The 16,868-nt window shown below is 49.0% G+C and carries 15 protein-coding genes; 12 read left to right on the plus strand and 3 right to left on the minus strand.

Features of this window, described 5'->3' with window-relative positions; genetic code table 11:
* Positions 1-193 precede the first annotated feature (193 nt).
* Complete coding sequence (locus MHH57_RS02565; RefSeq protein WP_165148071.1) at positions 194-1,489, plus strand: ABC transporter substrate-binding protein; 1,296 nt, start codon at positions 194-196, stop codon at positions 1,487-1,489.
* 82 nt (positions 1,490-1,571) lie between these two features.
* Here the strand turns inward: MHH57_RS02565 and MHH57_RS02570 are convergent, their stop codons facing one another.
* Entirely contained in the window at positions 1,572-2,111 is a 540-nt protein-coding gene (locus MHH57_RS02570) for a dihydrofolate reductase family protein (protein WP_029515987.1), read from the minus strand.
* Between the two features lie 108 nt (positions 2,112-2,219).
* On the opposite strand from MHH57_RS02570, the gene MHH57_RS02575 reads away from it, so the two are divergent.
* From MHH57_RS02575 to MHH57_RS02615, 9 genes are all read left to right on the plus strand, one after another.
* Entirely contained in the window at positions 2,220-3,173 is a 954-nt protein-coding gene (locus tag MHH57_RS02575) for a YafY family protein (protein WP_069010808.1), read from the plus strand.
* Between the two features lie 157 nt (positions 3,174-3,330).
* Positions 3,331-6,456 carry a DEAD/DEAH box helicase gene (locus MHH57_RS02580; RefSeq protein WP_342434795.1) on the plus strand — a complete coding sequence of 1,042 codons (3,126 nt, stop codon included), beginning with the start codon at positions 3,331-3,333 and terminating at the stop codon, positions 6,454-6,456.
* Positions 6,457-6,476: 20 nt separating this feature from the next.
* On the plus strand, positions 6,477-7,202 hold the full coding sequence (locus MHH57_RS02585; protein WP_029515984.1) for a hypothetical protein: 726 nt from the start codon (positions 6,477-6,479) through the stop codon (positions 7,200-7,202).
* 151 nt (positions 7,203-7,353) lie between these two features.
* Positions 7,354-8,259: a M15 family metallopeptidase gene (locus MHH57_RS02590; protein WP_029515983.1), complete on the plus strand. Its 906-nt coding sequence runs from the start codon at positions 7,354-7,356 to the stop codon at positions 8,257-8,259.
* A 90-nt stretch (positions 8,260-8,349) separates the two neighbouring features.
* A complete protein-coding gene (locus tag MHH57_RS02595; RefSeq protein WP_256026046.1) occupies positions 8,350-8,907 on the plus strand; it encodes a hypothetical protein in 558 nt (185 codons plus the stop codon).
* Positions 8,907-9,245 (plus strand): hypothetical protein, encoded by a 339-nt coding sequence (locus MHH57_RS02600; protein ID WP_069010810.1) that lies wholly within the window; start codon positions 8,907-8,909, stop codon positions 9,243-9,245. Before MHH57_RS02595 ends, MHH57_RS02600 begins: the two co-directional genes overlap by 1 nt.
* 1 nt (position 9,246) lies before the next feature.
* On the plus strand, positions 9,247-10,680 hold the full coding sequence (locus MHH57_RS02605; RefSeq protein WP_049816912.1) for a glutathionylspermidine synthase family protein: 1,434 nt from the start codon (positions 9,247-9,249) through the stop codon (positions 10,678-10,680).
* 96 nt (positions 10,681-10,776) lie between these two features.
* Entirely contained in the window at positions 10,777-11,190 is a 414-nt protein-coding gene (locus MHH57_RS02610) for a DUF350 domain-containing protein (RefSeq protein ID WP_029515979.1), read from the plus strand.
* A 226-nt stretch (positions 11,191-11,416) separates the two neighbouring features.
* On the plus strand, positions 11,417-12,493 hold the full coding sequence (locus MHH57_RS02615; protein WP_342434796.1) for a Gfo/Idh/MocA family oxidoreductase: 1,077 nt from the start codon (positions 11,417-11,419) through the stop codon (positions 12,491-12,493).
* A gap of 215 nt (positions 12,494-12,708) precedes the next feature.
* Here the strand turns inward: MHH57_RS02615 and MHH57_RS02620 are convergent, their stop codons facing one another.
* On the minus strand, positions 12,709-14,178 hold the full coding sequence (locus MHH57_RS02620; RefSeq protein ID WP_069010813.1) for an MFS transporter: 1,470 nt from the start codon (positions 14,176-14,178) through the stop codon (positions 12,709-12,711).
* Positions 14,179-14,342: 164 nt separating this feature from the next.
* Between MHH57_RS02620 and MHH57_RS02625 the strand changes: the two genes are divergently transcribed.
* Positions 14,343-14,768 carry a MarR family transcriptional regulator gene (locus MHH57_RS02625; RefSeq protein ID WP_029515975.1) on the plus strand — a complete coding sequence of 142 codons (426 nt, stop codon included), beginning with the start codon at positions 14,343-14,345 and terminating at the stop codon, positions 14,766-14,768.
* Between the two features lie 94 nt (positions 14,769-14,862).
* Here MHH57_RS02625 and MHH57_RS02630 read toward each other — a convergent pair whose 3' ends face one another.
* A complete protein-coding gene (locus tag MHH57_RS02630) occupies positions 14,863-15,441 on the minus strand; it encodes a TetR/AcrR family transcriptional regulator (RefSeq protein WP_029515974.1) in 579 nt (192 codons plus the stop codon).
* Between the two features lie 188 nt (positions 15,442-15,629).
* Here MHH57_RS02630 and MHH57_RS02635 point away from each other — a divergent pair, with 188 nt between their 5' ends.
* On the plus strand, positions 15,630-16,853 hold the full coding sequence (locus MHH57_RS02635) for an MFS transporter (protein ID WP_029515973.1): 1,224 nt from the start codon (positions 15,630-15,632) through the stop codon (positions 16,851-16,853).
* Positions 16,854-16,868 lie beyond the last annotated feature (15 nt).

Below are 16,868 nucleotides of genomic sequence, written 5' to 3' on the forward strand. Positions count from 1 at the left end.
TGTGCCACTCCGCAAACGAGGGTGCTTACCATCGCTGTTAGCCTCCAGATTTCCCTGAATAAACGAATAAAGGTGGGAATCTAGAGACAAAGGCGAGCGCTATCGCTTGTTCAGCACCATTCCGTTAGCTCCGTTTCCACATGAATTTTTCGAGTTCATCTGGTATGAATTTAGAATAGAAAGGAACATCAAAATGAAAACGCATACTTTTAAAAAGAAAGCTCAAGCATTAATCTTGCTTCTCGCGGCCTTTGCCCTGGTTTTGGCAGGTTGTAACAGCAGTGGCGGACAAAACGCAGGCAAAGAGGAAGTGAAGGAAAAAACCATTCACATTTTTCAATTCAAGGTAGAGATTGCAGAAGCGCTGAACCGCATGAAGGCGGAATACGAAGCGTCTCATCCAGGGATCAAGCTCGATATTCAGACCGTGGGCGGGGGCAGTGATTACGGAGCGGCTTTAAAGGCGAAGTTTGCTTCCGGGGAGCAGCCGGATATTTTTAACGTCGGCGGTTACCGCGAGCTGGATACGTGGCTGGAATATTTGGAGGACCTGTCTGACCAGCCTTGGGTTGGGGATGTGGTCGATGTCGCCAAAGAGCCGATGACCAAAGACGGCAAGCTGTATGGTCAGCCGATGAATCTGGAAGGATACGGCTTTATTTATAACAAGGATTTGTTCAAGAAGGCGGGGATTACGGAGACCCCTAAAACATTGTCCGAACTGGAGGGAGCTGCACAAAAGCTCCAAGCCGCTGGGATTACTCCATTTTCTAATGGATATCAGGAGTTTTGGGTGCTGGGCAATCATTTGCTGAACGTGGCATTTGCCAATCAGCCAGACCCTTCGGCCTTCGTTAAGGGACTGAATGATGGAACTGCAAAGATTCCGGGCAACGCTGTATTTGCCGAGTGGGTTAAGTTGTTCGATCTGACACTGAAGTATGGGAATACGAAGCCGCTCACGACTGATTACAACACGCAGGTAACGAACTTCGCCACTGGAAAGGCTGCCATGATGCAGCAAGGAAACTGGACTCAGGTCCAAATTGACGGAATTAATCCGAAGCTGAATCTGGGGATTTTGCCTATGCCGATTGGTGAAGACGCAACAGCCGGAGATAAGCTGTTTGTAGGTGTCGCCAACAACTGGGTGGTTAATAAAAATTCGTCTGTCAAACCCGAGGCGAAAGAGTTCTTAAACTGGATGGTAACATCCGAGCAGGGTAAAAAGTATATCACCAAGGAATTCAAGTTTATTCCAGCGTTCAAGAGCATCGAAGGGGCAGAGGCTGATATGGGCCAATTGGGTGCTGAAGTGGTGAAGTACAGTAAGGAAAACAAACTGCTGGGCTGGTTCTTTAGCCGCTATCCTGAAGGAGCACAGCAAGAATTCGGAAGTCAGATGCAAGCCTATGTGGCAGGTAAATCGGATGCTGGGAAGCTATTCGATGATTTCCAGAAAACATGGGAAAATTTGAAGACTAAATAAGAACAAAAGCACGCGATAAAGCCTTCGTATGTCAGGGAAATTGCATGATCCTGAACATACGAAGGCTTTTTTGCAAAATTAATTATATATGGTAATGGAGAAGAACAATATCCCCGCGGCGTTCTATTTCTTGGAGTTCAAACGTACTTGGTAGTGTTCCCTCTGGAAATAACGGTATTCCTTGTCCAAGCACTTTGGGAATGATCGCAATGATAGCTTTCTCCAGCAGTCCAGCTTGTAAGAAGGCCTGGACTAACTGGCCTCCACCGACTAGCCATACCGCACCTTCCGATTGTCCTTGTAGACGTGGAACCAGTTCAGTCAGAGCTTCGTCCGTAAATGTAATATGTGGCGCCTGCTGTTGCTCCGTTAATGCTCGTGTGAGCACATAGCATGGCTTTCCAGCATAAGGGAAATCATCTGAGAGCTTCAATACTTCCTCATACGTCAGTCTGCCCATCAGCACCGTACCAACGGTATCGTAAAAGTCGGCATATCCATTGTCCCCACCATCCCCTTTAACATCATACAGCCAGTCCACCGAACCGTCCGGCAAAGCGATATACCCGTCGAGACTCATGGCAATATACAGCACAACTGCGTTTGATTTCAAATCCTTCATAGTGTTCATTCACTCCTTTCTATATCCTAATGTTACAATGTATTTATGACATCGTATGTCGTAGTTAAACGGTCATTTTAAATTAATTTTTGATTAGAGGGGTACCTTATGAACGAACGCAGAATTGCTCTTATGAGGATACTGGATTCCCGAAAAAAATATACGGCGCGTGAGCTGGCTGAACGTTTTGGTGTCTCCGTCAGGACGATACAGAGAGATCTCGACTATTTGCAGCAGACCGGATTACCCCTTTATACCGAAATGGGTCCTCATGGCGGGTATCGGGCACTTCCCAATCGGCTTCTTCCTCCCCTTCATCTTGCTCGTGACGAGGCCTTGGGTCTTTTTCTCATGCTGCAACTGTTGGAGAACATTCCAGATATCCCTTTTGGCTCAGTTCGTGAGCATTTATCCGAGCACTACTATGCCGAACTTCCACAGGATGTGCAGGACAGTATCGATCAATTAAAGGAGTACATTTCTTTTCGTATGCTACCCACTCACGCAGAGTCACCCTACACCTCAATCATTTTGGAGGCTGCGCTGAATAAGCGCCGGGTGAACATGCATTACCGCTCCGCTTCCGGGGCAAAGTGGACTCAGGTATATCCGATTGGACTGTATTTTGATCACGGATATTGGTACATGCCAGCACATAGCAGAGACCGCATCATTTTGTATCGTTCAGATCGGGTGATCACAATAACGATGCTGGACGACACCTTGGACACCCTTCCTACACTTCAGGAATGGTTGGCTTCGGAGGATTCCCGTATAGGAATTCCGTCCAAAATAAAATTTACCGCATTGGGTGTCAGGCTGGCCGGATCAGATGCCCTCTTCCAAAATGTTTCCCATCAGGAAGGGCAGGCTCAGGAATGGCAGGGATATATTCCGGTCGAAGAGTTTAGATATGTATCCCGACTTTTGCTAAAATACGGGCCAGAGGCCGAGGTCGTATTTCCCAAAGAACTGCGTGTACAGGTCAAGCAACTGTTGCAAGACAGCCTGAACCCTTATCTGAAGGATGCAAAAGCAGATGATGAAGAAAAAGACAATTAATCCTGTAAATTGATTCTCTTATTTATAGTTAACCACATGAATATTTAAGGTTATTGACTTATGACTTTCCATTTATTTTTGTGATAAAGTTTTGAAAAGAGCCCGTTTTCGTATATGATGAAGAGTAATAATTCAAAAGGCTGGACGGGAGACAGATATGAATCAACCGCTTTATGGGATATGGCTCGGAGATGTGTTTTTTTGCTTTTCTGGTGAGACGTCTGAACCACGTATCGATGCGTGGAGCAGTGTAATTCGCAGGCTGACGCTAAAGGGAGACCTTCGGCCGTTTCGGCAGGCTGCGTTGCGCCTTGCCGAGGTACGAATACCGAACACTGCTCGTGTGGAAACCGCGGGCAGAGGTGGCAAAAGACGTTCCATGCTGGGGCGTACATTGGAGGGCTTGGCGCTGGAACCGCGCGAGACGATGGCACTGCTGACCCGCATGGACGAGAAGGGCTGTGCGGCATCGGGCATTACGCTGGGCGAGGAAATGCAATATTGGCAAAAAGCCGCTTATTTTGCGCTAGAGCTGATGCAGCGGGGCGAAATTACGCCATCGCTTACAGAGGCGCGTCCATCGGGACCGCGTCGTCGCGGTCCGGAAGCGGCTGTCGGGGTGTGGATTCCTCGTCTGTATCAAGAGGAGGACATACGCCGCTTTCATGAGCTGGCTGCTGCAATGCCGGCTGTTTGTATGGCGGCTCCTGCCGTTTTCGCGGGTAAGGAGCCTGAAACACGCGAGGATGCAGCCGGAATCGTGCTGTACTCCTTCTTGTGTGCGGTCATCCATGCGGAAACGACCGCGGTGTTGGCAGTATCAGACCGTGAGCTGGGACGATATCGTGCAGAGTATCGGCGCGGAGGATCGCCGCTGACAGAGCTATGGTGGAACAGTCTGCTGACAGGTTCCCGCCCGGTGGCGATTCAGGGAACGCCCGCGGAGATGGAGGAGCTGGTTCTCCAAGCGTCCTCTCTTAAGGGAAGCGCAATGCCTGTCACGGAGCGGGAAGACAAGGAGCCGATAGAAGGGCAACTGCGGTTGTGCCTTCGTTTGGAGCCTTCGCTGGAAGAGAGTGTGAAGGAATGGCGCATTACCTTTTGGGCAGAAAGCGATGCTGAGCCGGGGTTGCGACTGCCTGCTCTGGCACTGTGGGCGCATCCTGAACGCGATCTGGTTCGCGGCGGAATTGTATATCGTCAAGTGCAGGCGCAACTGCTAATGAGGCTCGGACAGGCTGCTGAAGCGGCACCTATATTGCAAGAAGCGTTGAACCGCCCTTATCCCGAAGGGCTGACACTGGAGCCGGAGATGTTCTTCCGCTTCCTGACGGAAGCCGTTCCCGCATTACAAAAGAACGGTATTACCGTGCAAATGCCTTCACGCTGGAGCCGGGAGGGCCGAAGACGTGCAGGCTTGCGGCTCAAAATGCGTTCGACAGAGCAGGGTGCCAAGCCGGATGGTGTGATTGCCGATACATCGACTGTCGGCATTAACCGCATGATTTCGTTTGATGCCGAGGCTGTGCTGGGTGATACAACTTTGACGATGGAGGAACTGGAAAGCATTGTCGCCGCTAATTTGCCGTATGTACGTCTCGGAGGGGAATGGATCGAGGTCGATCCTAAGGAAATTCGTCAGGTGCTGCGCTTTATCAAGCGCGGTGAGAACGGTGAGATGAGCTTGTCCGAATGGATGCATCTGGCCGCAGAAAATGAAAGTGCAGGCGAGGCCTCATGGAAAGGCTTGTCCATCTTTGGCGCGGAATCCGCCGGATTGCTTGCGTCTTTGGCTGAGGGCGGCGTACTTCGTTCGGTAGAGCCGCGACCTGTGCCAGAGACGCTGCACGGCGCATTACGGCCCTATCAAGAGCGCGGCTTTCAATGGCTGGCCGCGATGCGTGGATTAGGTTTTGGCGTCTGCCTTGCGGACGATATGGGGCTTGGTAAAACGATTCAGGTCATCACCTGCCTACTCGACGGTGGCATCGGCGCAGATGATCAACGTCCGGCGTTGATCATCTGTCCAACGTCCTTGCTCGGCAACTGGCAGCGCGAGTTGAAACGCTTTTCACCGGATTTGTCACTGTATATTCACCATGGAAACCAGCGACTCCACGGCGAGCTGTTTCAGGAAAGTGTACGTGAGTATGATATCGTCCTCACTACCTATCATTTGGCGGGACGGGACGGTAGCGATTTATCTGCGGTATACTGGTCCTCCATCGTGTTGGATGAAGCGCAATATATAAAAAATGCACGAACAAAGCAAGCACAAAGCGTCATGAAGCTGTCTGCTCCACATCGGATTGCCATGACGGGTACCCCGGTAGAGAATCGGCTGAGCGAGCTGTGGTCTATTTTTCAATTCCTGAACCCAGGTTACCTCGGTACGGCGTCTTCATTCCGCCAACGGTACAGTCTGGCGGGAGAGGAGCGGGGGTCTGCGTTGCGTGAGCTTCATCGCCTCGTCTCCCCGTTCATGCTGCGTCGACTCAAAAGCGACCCAGATATACGCAAGGATTTGCCGGAGAAGCTGGAGTTGAAATCCTACTGTGTACTGACACCAGAGCAGGCCGGATTGTATCGGGGCGTAGTGGATCAATTATTGGGAACACTGGATGGGCAGATCGGTATAGCTCGCAAAGGGCTTGTTCTGTCTTCACTGACCAAGTTGAAGCAGATTTGTGACCATCCGGGTCTGATCATTCCGGGTCGGGCTGATAGTGGTAAAACGCAAAACTCGGGCAAAATGGAGCGACTGCTGGAATTGGTAGAGACGATTCGCGAGAACGGCGAATCGGCGCTGATATTCACCCAATATGTGTCGATGGGAGAATTGCTGGTCTCCCGTTTGGCCAAAATCTTCGGGGAAGAGCCGTATTTTCTACATGGAGGACTGGCGAAAACCAGACGGGATGAAATGGTTCACAACTTCCAGCAGGGAGAAGGGCCGAATATATTCGTACTTTCCCTGCGTGCAGGTGGTGTGGGCCTGAACCTGACACGTGCCAGCCATGTCATTCACTATGACCGCTGGTGGAATCCTGCAGTAGAAAATCAGGCGACAGACCGCGTATTCCGTATTGGTCAAAGCCGCAATGTACAAGTGCACAAGCTGATTTGTCAAGGTACACTGGAGGAGCGAATCGACGAGCTGATCGAGAGCAAAAAGGCACTTTCCGAGCAGGTTGTCGGCTCCGGTGAACATTGGCTCACCGAAATGTCTGATGATGAATTGCGCGGTCTGATAGCGTTGCAAAATGATGTATGGATTGAGTGAGCAGAGAAAGGATGAAGGCGATGACGAGGCCGCGAGTGAAGCTGAAAGTAACTGACGGTCAATGGATAGCGGAATTAGACAGAAATGGCTTGGAAGGCGAATCAACGGGTGTACCTTCCGCACATGCTGTCCAATGGATGGGTCCAGCGCCTGTACTAAACCCCGAACAGCGAAAGGCATGGCTGGAGCAGCTAAAAGCAGATCCTTTGGACATCTACCGCTTTTTGCAAGGGAAAACCTGTCTATCGCTGGATGAGATCGTTCAGCTAGCAGCTGAGACAGCCACTTCCAGCATGGAGGATGGCGTGGGTGTAGTCGACGATGTGAAGAAGGCTCTTCAGACCGGGATGGAAAGCGAGCCGCAGACCTGTCTGGAATTGATCGGAATGACGCGGGAAGAGCTGCTGGAGTACGTATTCAGTGCTTGGGCCGGAGAGTTATCTCATGTGCAGGGGACATCCCCCGCGCTTGAGTCTACCTCGCGGCCGGAAGGCGGACGCAGTGGATCGGCTGCGATTAGCGAATGGATTGCCGAGTCAGCGGCAGAAGGAGCATTACATCGTCCCGGTGCAGGTTTTCATGCGATTGAGATTCATCTGCCGCAGAAGCTTGTTCCTAAGAAGGAAGCGGATATTACGGCTTTGCTGCCGGGTTTACCCCGTGCGGAAGAGGCATTGAAACTCATACGTGAACGGGTAGCCGAGCGGGCCCGAGCTGCAATTCCGCAAAAACGTCATACTCCGTAACAATTCGGGTATATACTTCCTTTTTCGAGTCTATTCGCCTTCATCGAACGGGATAACGGCTTCGAAGAGTGTCCAAAGTTCAGTTACAATGGGGGAACGGAAAAGTCACTGCAAGTCATGTATCAATTGCAATATTGGAGGAGATACCAGCATGAAACGACATATACAACAGACGCGCACATCTCAGCGATGGACCAAAGCGCTCATTCCAGGGCTGATCCTGCCAGGGCTATTACTGGCAGCCTGCCAGCAGGGAGGATCAGGTGGACAGGAAAGCGAGCCGTTAAAGTCATCTACAGCGGTACAGGAGAATGTGCAGCCTTCCACCCAGCCGGATGCGGGCAATGGCAGCACTAGTGCTGGACAAGCCTCTGCGGGTACAGAAAGTGGACAAGCCGACCCAGTGATGGCGTTGCGGAGCCAGAGTGCGCTGCAAGCCACGGTTAAGGAAGAGGATGGAACCGCGATTGTCACCAATGCGACTTCGGATACAGTCGTTGTGAACAAAAAGCGCAGCTTGCCTGTGGGCTATGTCCCAGACGACCTGGTGGAGCCGCAGGTGCAATTTTCCTTCGAGGGACCGCACGAAAAGCGGCATTTGCGTAAGGAAGCGGCAGAGGCACTGGAGAAGCTGTTCGACGGTGCGAAAAAGGACGGCATCGAGCTGCGTGCGGTATCGGGATACCGTTCCTATAAGCGTCAGGTGTCTATTTTCGACAACAATGTAAAGACAAAGGGACAGGAATATGCCTCTAAAGTCAGCGCTGTACCGGGTACGAGTGAGCATCAGACGGGATTGTCCATTGATGTATCCAGCCCAAGCGTAGGTAATGCGCTGGAGCAATCCTTCGGAGCTTCCAAGGAAGGCGAATGGTTGGAACAACATGCACCGGAATACGGATTTATTATTCGTTATATGAAGGGTAAGGAAGATGTGACCGGCTACGTGTACGAGCCTTGGCATATCCGTTATGTGGGAATAGACATTGCGGAGGATGTAGCCAAGCAGGGGATGACGCTGGAGGAATATTTCGACGAGAACAATATCAAGCTGTAGCAGCTAAAATCAAGCCGTAATCCTAGGGATTGCGGCTTTTTGTCGTGTTTTTCTTCCAAATTGAACCTTTTCAAGGTAGAATCTCGTATAGTGATCAACGACAGAAGCGCTTTGATTTGTTGCAAACCTCATGACAGAAGCGTACAGGAAGGGAAGGGAATCATCATTTATTATTCATTAACGTATCGCGAATGGTCGGAAGACACTCAAAAGGAACTGCGCAGCCTGACACGGGAATCCGTATCGGGAGATGAGCTGTTTCTACGCAAGCTTGTAGACGCTACGCGTCTCCATGACAAACTATGGTCGCATATCTCGAATGAAAGTGAGGGACATACGGATCATTCCGTCTATGTGACTGAATTTACAGGGGAACGTGCAAAGCCTTACGGTGCGTCTATCACAGACCTCGTGCTTGCCAGTGAGGGAGGTTACACTTCCACATACAGTGCAGTGTACTGGATATGGCATGAACCTGCATTCCGTAGTATGGATCAGCGGGAAGGTTCGGTATTTACTTTGGAGTTGGCCCAACGGCTATTAGATCACTATACAGTACTGGGTGGCAAAACATATGAATTTATATATTCGGTACTGGACCCTCAGCTGAAAAAGGTGCATCTGTTTGTGAAGGAGGTCGATCTGTGATGGAGCATTCTTGGGAAAAAATGAAATCCAAGCCCGGCTCTCGTACACGGATGGCGGCCTTTGCCCTGATGTTGGCTGTCCCGGCCGCTCTGACGGGTTGCGGTGACGACGAGTATTATGACTGCGATGAGCTTCCTATATCGGAACAAACGGCGTGTCGGGATTCAGGCAGCAGTGGGTATTACTATGGCGGATCGACTTATTATAGTGGAGGCTCCTCATACCATAGCAGTCGTTCTTCTTCCAGCTCATACCGCAAAAGCTCATCCTCATCTTCCAGCTCACACAGCGGTTTTGGCAGCAGCGGCTCACGCAGCGGCTTTTTCTCTGGGGGTTAAGATGAGCATGCGCACGATTCGGCAATTGCCTTATGAACATGATGAGCTTTTTAAGGGTGAAATCAGCCGTATCATCCCGTATCACCGCATGTATGGCAAGTCCTATTGCGTGCCGGCCTTAACGGTATATCGGGAAAGCGAGCTGGCAGAGCTTCAGGTTGCTTCTGAGGCGGTACATCGTATTTATCGCAAGGTTCAGCAATTCGTTCAGCGCTATATGCCGGATGAATACCTGGTGGAACGGTTGGGGATTCATCCGGGCTTGCTGCGTGCTGCACGTATGGAGGCCGAGCCGGATGGGATAACCCGCCAGGACTGGATTGTGGGGGAAGCGGGTATCAAGTGCATTGAGAATAACACCGATACCCCAACCGGAATTCCCGAGGTGGCTTATCTCGAAGGAAAGCTGCTAGAGGTGCTGAGTAAGGGAGGAATGTCGGAGGATGACAATGCACTACATGGACCCTCAACTGGAATGGACGAGGCGATTCAGTCTGCCTTGACGGAGCTCATTCATTTTTATAGCCGCAAGGGATTAGGGACAAAGGTGTATTTCACTTGCTATGACTGGCACATCGAGGATCAGACGAACACCAAATATATTATGCGTTTATGTGAACAAGCCGGATTCGAAGTCGTTTATGCTCCTTTGGAAGAACTGGAGATTATCCCGAATGAAGGATTGTATCACCGGGGAGAGCAAATCCGCATTCTCTATCGCCTGTATCCGCTGGAGTATCTAATTGATGACCGGGAGGAGAATACGGGGCTTGAGGTGGGGCAGGCGCTAATGGATATGGTGGCAGACGGGAAAATAGGATTAATCAACCCACCGCAGCATATCATTACCCAGAGCAAAGGGTTCACCGCAACCGTATGGTCACTGTATGAGCGCAATGAGCAGACACCAGAGTTCTGTGGTTTTCGTTTGTTTGACGATCGCGAGCTGGAGGTGATACGAACCTACCTGCTGCCTACGTATTTTGAACCCTCGGTGTTTATGCAAAATAAAGAGCCCTATGTGGCCAAAGGTATATGGGGTCGGGAGGGTAAAGGGACGCACTTGATTGAACATACCGAAGACGAGGAGAGACTAGAAGGCGTCTTGGGAAAGGTTCAAAATGCGAAGACCGACCATCCTGATCTGCTTCACCAAGCTGATGCCCCACGAACGCCTGAGCAGGAGGAAGCCGCACATGTTGCCGCTTATTATGAAGGACAGCCTAAGATTTATCAGCGGCTGTGGCCGATGCAGACCGCAGAGGTACAGACCGAGGAAGGGCTATTTCACGGCTATGTGTTAACAGGCATATTTGTAATTGGGGGGCGTTTTGCGGGTGTCCTGCCGCGAATCGGTGAAAAGGTAACAGGTGATATGGCCTACTATTGCGCCGCCGCCGTTGCCACCGTACATCCTAATCCGCCGGTAGTATAAGCTAAATTGAAAAATATACAATATTCGAACATATCTGTTTCATTTTCACAAGTGAGGATTTTGCAAAATCCTGAAGTATCATAAGGAGGAAAAAAATTGGACTCTCATATCAGTTTGGGCAACGCACTGGGCAATGTAGGTATCGGCCTGCTTATCCTGTTTGCCATCTTAATCGTAGGTTATTTTGTGTTCAGCTTACTGACACGTTATAACGATAATCAAGAAATCGCACACGGCAATGAGGCGGCAGGCATCTATATGGGGGCAAAGCTGCTAGGTCTGTGTATCATCGTGGGGATGGTGTCGTACAGCAGTCATTCATGGCTCGATATGCTGGCCTGGTCGGCTGTGGGCATTGTAGTGCTGTGTCTCGTCTATGTGATTTTTGATCTGGTGACGCCGCGTACCAAGGTGTGCGAGGAAATTGCCAAGGGCAATGTGGCTCTGGCACAGCTGCTGCGTTCAATCATCGTCGGGGTTTCTTTTGTGGTAGGTACATTTTTGATGTAGTCGATATAGAGAAGGAATACCAAGGATCTGCAACACCGGACAACGGAGCTGCAGATCCTTTTTTTATGAGACATTGTATTCACTACCGGCATCAGACTGTTGAATTAAGGGTTGCAACGATCACTTCCTGTGGGGACTATTCTACAAAGCAACGGGTGATACTGCATAGCAAAAGGAATTTGCTACAGAGTTCAAACCAAATTGAAGAGAAGGGAGTTCTGAACCTATGAGTACCACCACCTTCCCAACCAAACAAATTCGGATGGGTATCATTGGCCTGGGTCTTATCGCTGAATATCACATGAGATCACTGCACACCATCTCGGGGGTATCTATTGTGGCCGTTAGTGATGTGAATCCCCATCGCCTTCAAGCCATCGGAGAACAATTGCAACTGCCTACTTCCAAGCGGTACGCCCATTATGAAGCATTAATCCGTGACCCAGAGGTAGATGCGATTCTGTCGCTGACACCCAATGATGTGCATTTTGACATTATTCGTATTGCGCTGGAAAAACACAAAGCTGTACTGGCAGAAAAACCATTGACTCTCACATGGGAGGAAGCGGATCGGTTGAAAAAGCTATATACAGCGAATCCGGTGCCTGTGCTGGTTCACTATAAGCATCGCTACGGCGCGGCCTTCCAATATACCAAGCAACTGCTGGATGAGCAAAAGCTGGGTAAAATCTATAACATTCAATTCCGTTATCTAATGGATGCATTTGCGCCGTATCGTCAGCATCCGTATACATGGCGTCACAATTTGGCCAAGGCTGGTTCTGGAGTAGTGGGGGATACAGCCTCACATATCATTGATCTGGCCCGTTTTCTGGTGGGTGAATTTAAAAGTGTCGCAGCGCTGCTACATACCATTACACCCGAGCGGCTCGATCCGATCACGGGCCTGCCTGTAAAAGTGGATGTGGAAGATCTCGCTGCCTTTCATGGCATCGTAGGCGACAATACCGTGGGAACCTTTATCACACATAAAAATGCCATCGGCATACGGCACGATATCGAAGTCGATATCTATGGAGAACTGGGTACGCTGCACGCCAGCCTCAGTAATCCGGAAAGTATCCGCATTGTGCTGCGTGACCTAGAACACCCGGATGCCGAATACGAGACTTGGACTGTCCCTGCAATCTATAATCATACGGCCTATGAAGATTTTGTTGAGCTGGCAAGGGGAGAGTCTGTGGATCGTGCCCCCTTATTCGAGGACGGCTACAAAAACCAGTGGGTACTTGAGAAAATACTGCAATCATGGAAAGAGAATGGACGTTTAGTAGAAGTGTAGGGACCCGCAAGAGGGTTCCTTGGAAAGAGCAGCCATCTTGCGGTTTAGCAATTCAATTACCTGTAAAGACATCTTTTTCATCATTTTCGCATCGCAACGCTTATAGGGCCTTCGCCTTCACACTCCTTTACCATCAATTTTGTTCCGCATGCATAGTAATGTTTCATGTGAGCTCCACCCTTGTATCCCATTTTTAAAATTGTAAATATTACCTTTTATCCCTTTTCTTGCTGCGTTCTTACCCGTCTAGCCCCAATCAGCCGCCAGCCTGTTAACAATGCCGCCACAAGACAGATGGACGCAGACGTCATAAAGACTACATGCATGCCTGCCAGAAAAATTTCTGGATGACCCGGGACCAAGCCGGTGACCCGATAACCAGCCTCTTTACTCATAATATAAAAGAGGATTGATGTGGCCAAGGTGATCCCCACAACCATACCGACGTTGCGAACCAGCGAATTGACGCTACCGGCTGAGCCGAGCTGTGTGCGGGGTACCGTGGACATAATCAGCGAGTTGTTCGGCGATTGGAATAAACCACTGCCAATGCCCAGCATGGCAATCCACAGACCCACGAGCGGGATGGAGCTGCCTGCATGCAGTTGGGCCAATCCAATCTGGGCAATGACCATAACGACCAGCCCGGCGAATGTGAGCAGTTCAGACCCGATTTTATCGGAAAGCGCACCGCTGAGTGGGGCCACAATAACCATAGAGATGGGGAACAACATCAGCAGGAACCCGGCATGAAAAGGCGACAAGTTCAGCATATTCTGCGCATAAAAAGGTGAAATGATGTTAAAGCAAAAGTTAGCGACGAACACCAGAAAAGCACACAAAATACTGAGCGAAAATAACGGATTTTTGAATAGCGCGAGCTGTAGCAGTGGCTGTGGACGGCGAAATTCCAATCGAATAAACATGGCAAAAGCAACTACAGCCACCACCAGCGAAGCAACGATACGTTTGTCACCATACCCGACCTGTTGTCCCAGCAACAATCCGACGAACAAAGTGAGAATAAAAATAGCAAATACCAAGCTACCGGGAACGTCAATTTTATCTTTCAACTTGATCAAATCCTTCGGCAGAAGCTTCCAGCCAAGAAAGACAGCGACCAACCCTATCGGTACATTGACCCAGAAAATGTACTGCCAGCCGAGTGAGGAGACAATAATACCGCCCAAGCTTGGCCCGGCGATACTACCTAGAGAAACGAAGGTTCCAATGAGGCCAAGTGCTTTGCCCCGTTCATTGGAGGGGAAGACATCTGTCACAATCCCCTGGCTGTTTGCCATGGTCATGGACGCCCCAATCGCCTGAATAATGCGGGAAATCAGCAGCATAGAGAGTGAAGAGCTAAGACCACACAATAGGGAGCCAAGAATGAATACGACTGTGCCGATTTTAAATATTTTGATTTTACCGACGATATCTCCAAGCTTGCCAAAAAATAAAATAGCGGTACATATCGCCATTAAATAGGCGGTTGTCACCCATTCAATCTGTGCTACGGGTAAATGTAATGTGCGAGACAACACAGGAAGAGCGATATTGACGATGCTTCCATCCAATGTGGACATAAATGTAAACAGATTCAAAACAATTAAAATCAGCCAACGTTTCTTCTGGACTTCGATATTCTCTTGATAGGTTGTAGCCGTTGTAGCAGTTGAACTCATCATTACACCTCGTTATCGTTGACAATTTTCATTTAGTTGCACGCGCAACTAAATGAACGGTTCTAGTGTACAGCAAATTAGTTGCGTGTGCAACAATATTATTGTAAACTTTGCTTTGGTCCCAACTGGGGATGTGTCATTTTTAAGCCAATGAGGTGTATTTGATGAGAAAAAAACAACCGATTGGAAAGCTAATTTCCCACCTGTACCGTCGTAATCAAAAAATATTGTCCAAAAAACTGACTCCTTACGGAATCGGCAGTGGAGGACAACACAGCTTTTTAAAGCTCATTTTGCAGCGGCCGGGCATTACACAAGAGCAGTTGACGAATGAACTTAAATTTGACAAGGCAACCACGGCGCGCTCTGTGAAACAATTGGAGGAATCAGGCTATATTGAACGGAAAACAGACCCAAATGACCGCCGTTCCCATCTTTTGTCTCCTACAGCCAAGGCGCTAGAATTTTCCCCTGTCCTACAAGGAATATTGGACGAGTCCAATGTCAGCCTTGTCCACAATCTATCCGAAGAGGAAGAGGACCTTCTGATCGACCTGCTGCAAAAAATTAGTATAGACCCTGACGAATAAACAAATCAGGAACTAGCCAGAGGATCGTGGCAGGTAAAAGAAAAAGCAGCCCTCACAGAGGATACTCTGTGAGGGCTGCTTGATGCCACGTCATTCAGTCCAAACCAATTCCTTTGAACGCATTCATGACTAATTGTCGTACATAGGAGTCGTCTAATGGATAACCGGTTACCAACAATCGATAAAAAACGGGCCCATAAATGAGATCGATACATAATTCAATATCGAGATCCTCCTTCAATTCTCCGCGCTCCATTCCGCGCTCAATAAGAAGCCTGGCCTCAAGTCGCCGAGGGTGGAAATATCGGGTCCGGTATGCCTCTGACAATCCTGAATCAAGTTGCCCTTCGCCTATTAACTCCGTAATGATTTTACCCTCTCGACTTATTAAGAACCGCACTAAATTTGTGGCATGAATGAGAATATCATCTAATACAGAGCCCGTGTCGGGCACGGGCAATCTTGCTATGGTGGCTGACAGGAAACCATCCATCACTACGGCAGCTTTGTTAGGCCACCATTTATAAATGGTGGCTTTGCTAACTTTCGCTCGTTCAGCAATTTTTTCTACCGTAACCGCCCCAAAGCCTTGCTCCAACAGTAAATCATAGGAAGCGTTAAGGATAGATTTATGCGTCTCGACATTACGTGGACGTCCTCTTTTGCTCTGCACTGGAATGCTCACCTTCTTAATAGATATAAGTAACCACAAAAAATAAACTATACGTTCAGTATATCAAATACCATATAAAAATAAAAAGTTGATTTTGCCTATTTACAAAACGAAACGTTCAGTATATTATTTAACTATCGAATTAATGAACTATACGTTTAGTATTTAAATTAATGAGGAGGATTATCATGCAAAGAGAACAACAAGCCTTAGAAAGTAACCGTATCTCAAATTGGATGATGTTTTTGTTAGCAGCCGCATGCGGCCTTATTGTTGCCAACCTGTACTATGCTCAAACCCTTGTAGGACCTATTCATATTGCTATGGGTCTTTCTTCTACAGCCGCGGGCTTCATTGTCACCTTGACTCAAATCGGCTATGTGGTGGGATTGCTATTTATCGTACCGCTCAGCGACATTATCGAAAATCGACGGCTCATGGTCGTATCGCTAATCATTACAGTCTGTGCATTGGTTGTTGCCGCTTTTGCTACCAATGCCCCGTTGTTCCTGACCGCATCCTTGTTCATTGGAATTGGATCTGTGGTAGCCCAAATACTGGTGCCGTACGCCACCTATTTAGCATCCGAAGAGCAACGCGGCCGCGTTGTTGGGAATGTCATGAGCGGACTCTTGCTAGGCATTATGTTCGCACGGCCAGTAGCAAGCTTTATCACCAGCATCTGGGGGTGGCAAGCCGTATTTATTTTGTCAGCCATTGTCTTGACGCTGTTGACGATTCTGCTCTCGCGAGCTCTTCCAGAACGCAAGCCTGTGCCTACGGTATCTTACAGTAAATTGATTTTCTCGTTAGGTACTCTTCTAAAACAAACGCCTGCATTGCGTCGCCGTGCCCTCTATCAAGCCTGCCTATTTGGTGCATTCAGCCTATTTTGGACTGTTGTTCCTCTACGTTTGGCGGATGATTTCGGAATGTCCCAACAAGGGATTGCATTGTTTGCTTTAGTAGGCGTAGGTGGTGCGGTAGCTGCTCCGATTGCCGGGAGATTGGCGGATAAAGGCTGGAGTAAAGTATTAACCGGGTTAGCTATGATCATTGCAGCCTTGTCTTTTTTACTCATCTATCTTTTTCAAAGTCATTCGACGGTTGCACTCGTACTTCTCTTTATTTCAGCGATTACACTGGATATGGCTGTATCGGGAAATCTTGTACTTGGACAGCGTGTGATTTACTCCTTGGGAAGTGAAGCGAGAGGGCGTTTGAATGGATTATTCATGTCTATTTTTTTCATAGGCGGAGCGATTGGATCATCATTAGGTGGTTGGTCGTATGCGTTAGGAGGTTGGAATTTCAGTGCTCTGATTGGAGTCGTCCTGCCTGTGCTGGCTTTGCTGTACTTTTTCACTGAGAAAGAAACGAGTGGAGATGTGCGAAAGAAACAAACCACCTGATAGAGGTCAGCTTTA

This window comes from Paenibacillus sp. FSL H7-0442 (genome assembly GCF_038593105.1).
In the GTDB taxonomy this organism is placed as follows: Bacteria; Bacillota; Bacilli; order Paenibacillales; family Paenibacillaceae; genus Paenibacillus; species Paenibacillus polymyxa_D.

Excerpts from the sequence above, each read along its gene's own strand:
- MHH57_RS02565 (WP_165148071.1), top strand. The coding sequence starts at position 194 with ATGAAAACGCATACTTTTAAAAAGAAAGCTCAAGCATTAATCTTGCTT.
- MHH57_RS02570 (WP_029515987.1), bottom strand. The coding sequence starts at position 2,111 with ATGAAGGATTTGAAATCAAACGCAGTTGTGCTGTATATTGCCATGAGT.
- MHH57_RS02575 (WP_069010808.1), top strand. The coding sequence starts at position 2,220 with ATGAACGAACGCAGAATTGCTCTTATGAGGATACTGGATTCCCGAAAA.
- MHH57_RS02580 (WP_342434795.1), top strand. The coding sequence starts at position 3,331 with ATGAATCAACCGCTTTATGGGATATGGCTCGGAGATGTGTTTTTTTGC.
- MHH57_RS02585 (WP_029515984.1), top strand. The coding sequence starts at position 6,477 with ATGACGAGGCCGCGAGTGAAGCTGAAAGTAACTGACGGTCAATGGATA.
- MHH57_RS02590 (WP_029515983.1), top strand. The coding sequence starts at position 7,354 with ATGAAACGACATATACAACAGACGCGCACATCTCAGCGATGGACCAAA.
- MHH57_RS02600 (WP_069010810.1), top strand. The coding sequence starts at position 8,907 with ATGGAGCATTCTTGGGAAAAAATGAAATCCAAGCCCGGCTCTCGTACA.
- MHH57_RS02605 (WP_049816912.1), top strand. The coding sequence starts at position 9,247 with ATGAGCATGCGCACGATTCGGCAATTGCCTTATGAACATGATGAGCTT.
- MHH57_RS02615 (WP_342434796.1), top strand. The coding sequence starts at position 11,417 with ATGAGTACCACCACCTTCCCAACCAAACAAATTCGGATGGGTATCATT.
- MHH57_RS02620 (WP_069010813.1), bottom strand. The coding sequence starts at position 14,178 with ATGAGTTCAACTGCTACAACGGCTACAACCTATCAAGAGAATATCGAA.
- MHH57_RS02625 (WP_029515975.1), top strand. The coding sequence starts at position 14,343 with ATGAGAAAAAAACAACCGATTGGAAAGCTAATTTCCCACCTGTACCGT.
- MHH57_RS02635 (WP_029515973.1), top strand. The coding sequence starts at position 15,630 with ATGCAAAGAGAACAACAAGCCTTAGAAAGTAACCGTATCTCAAATTGG.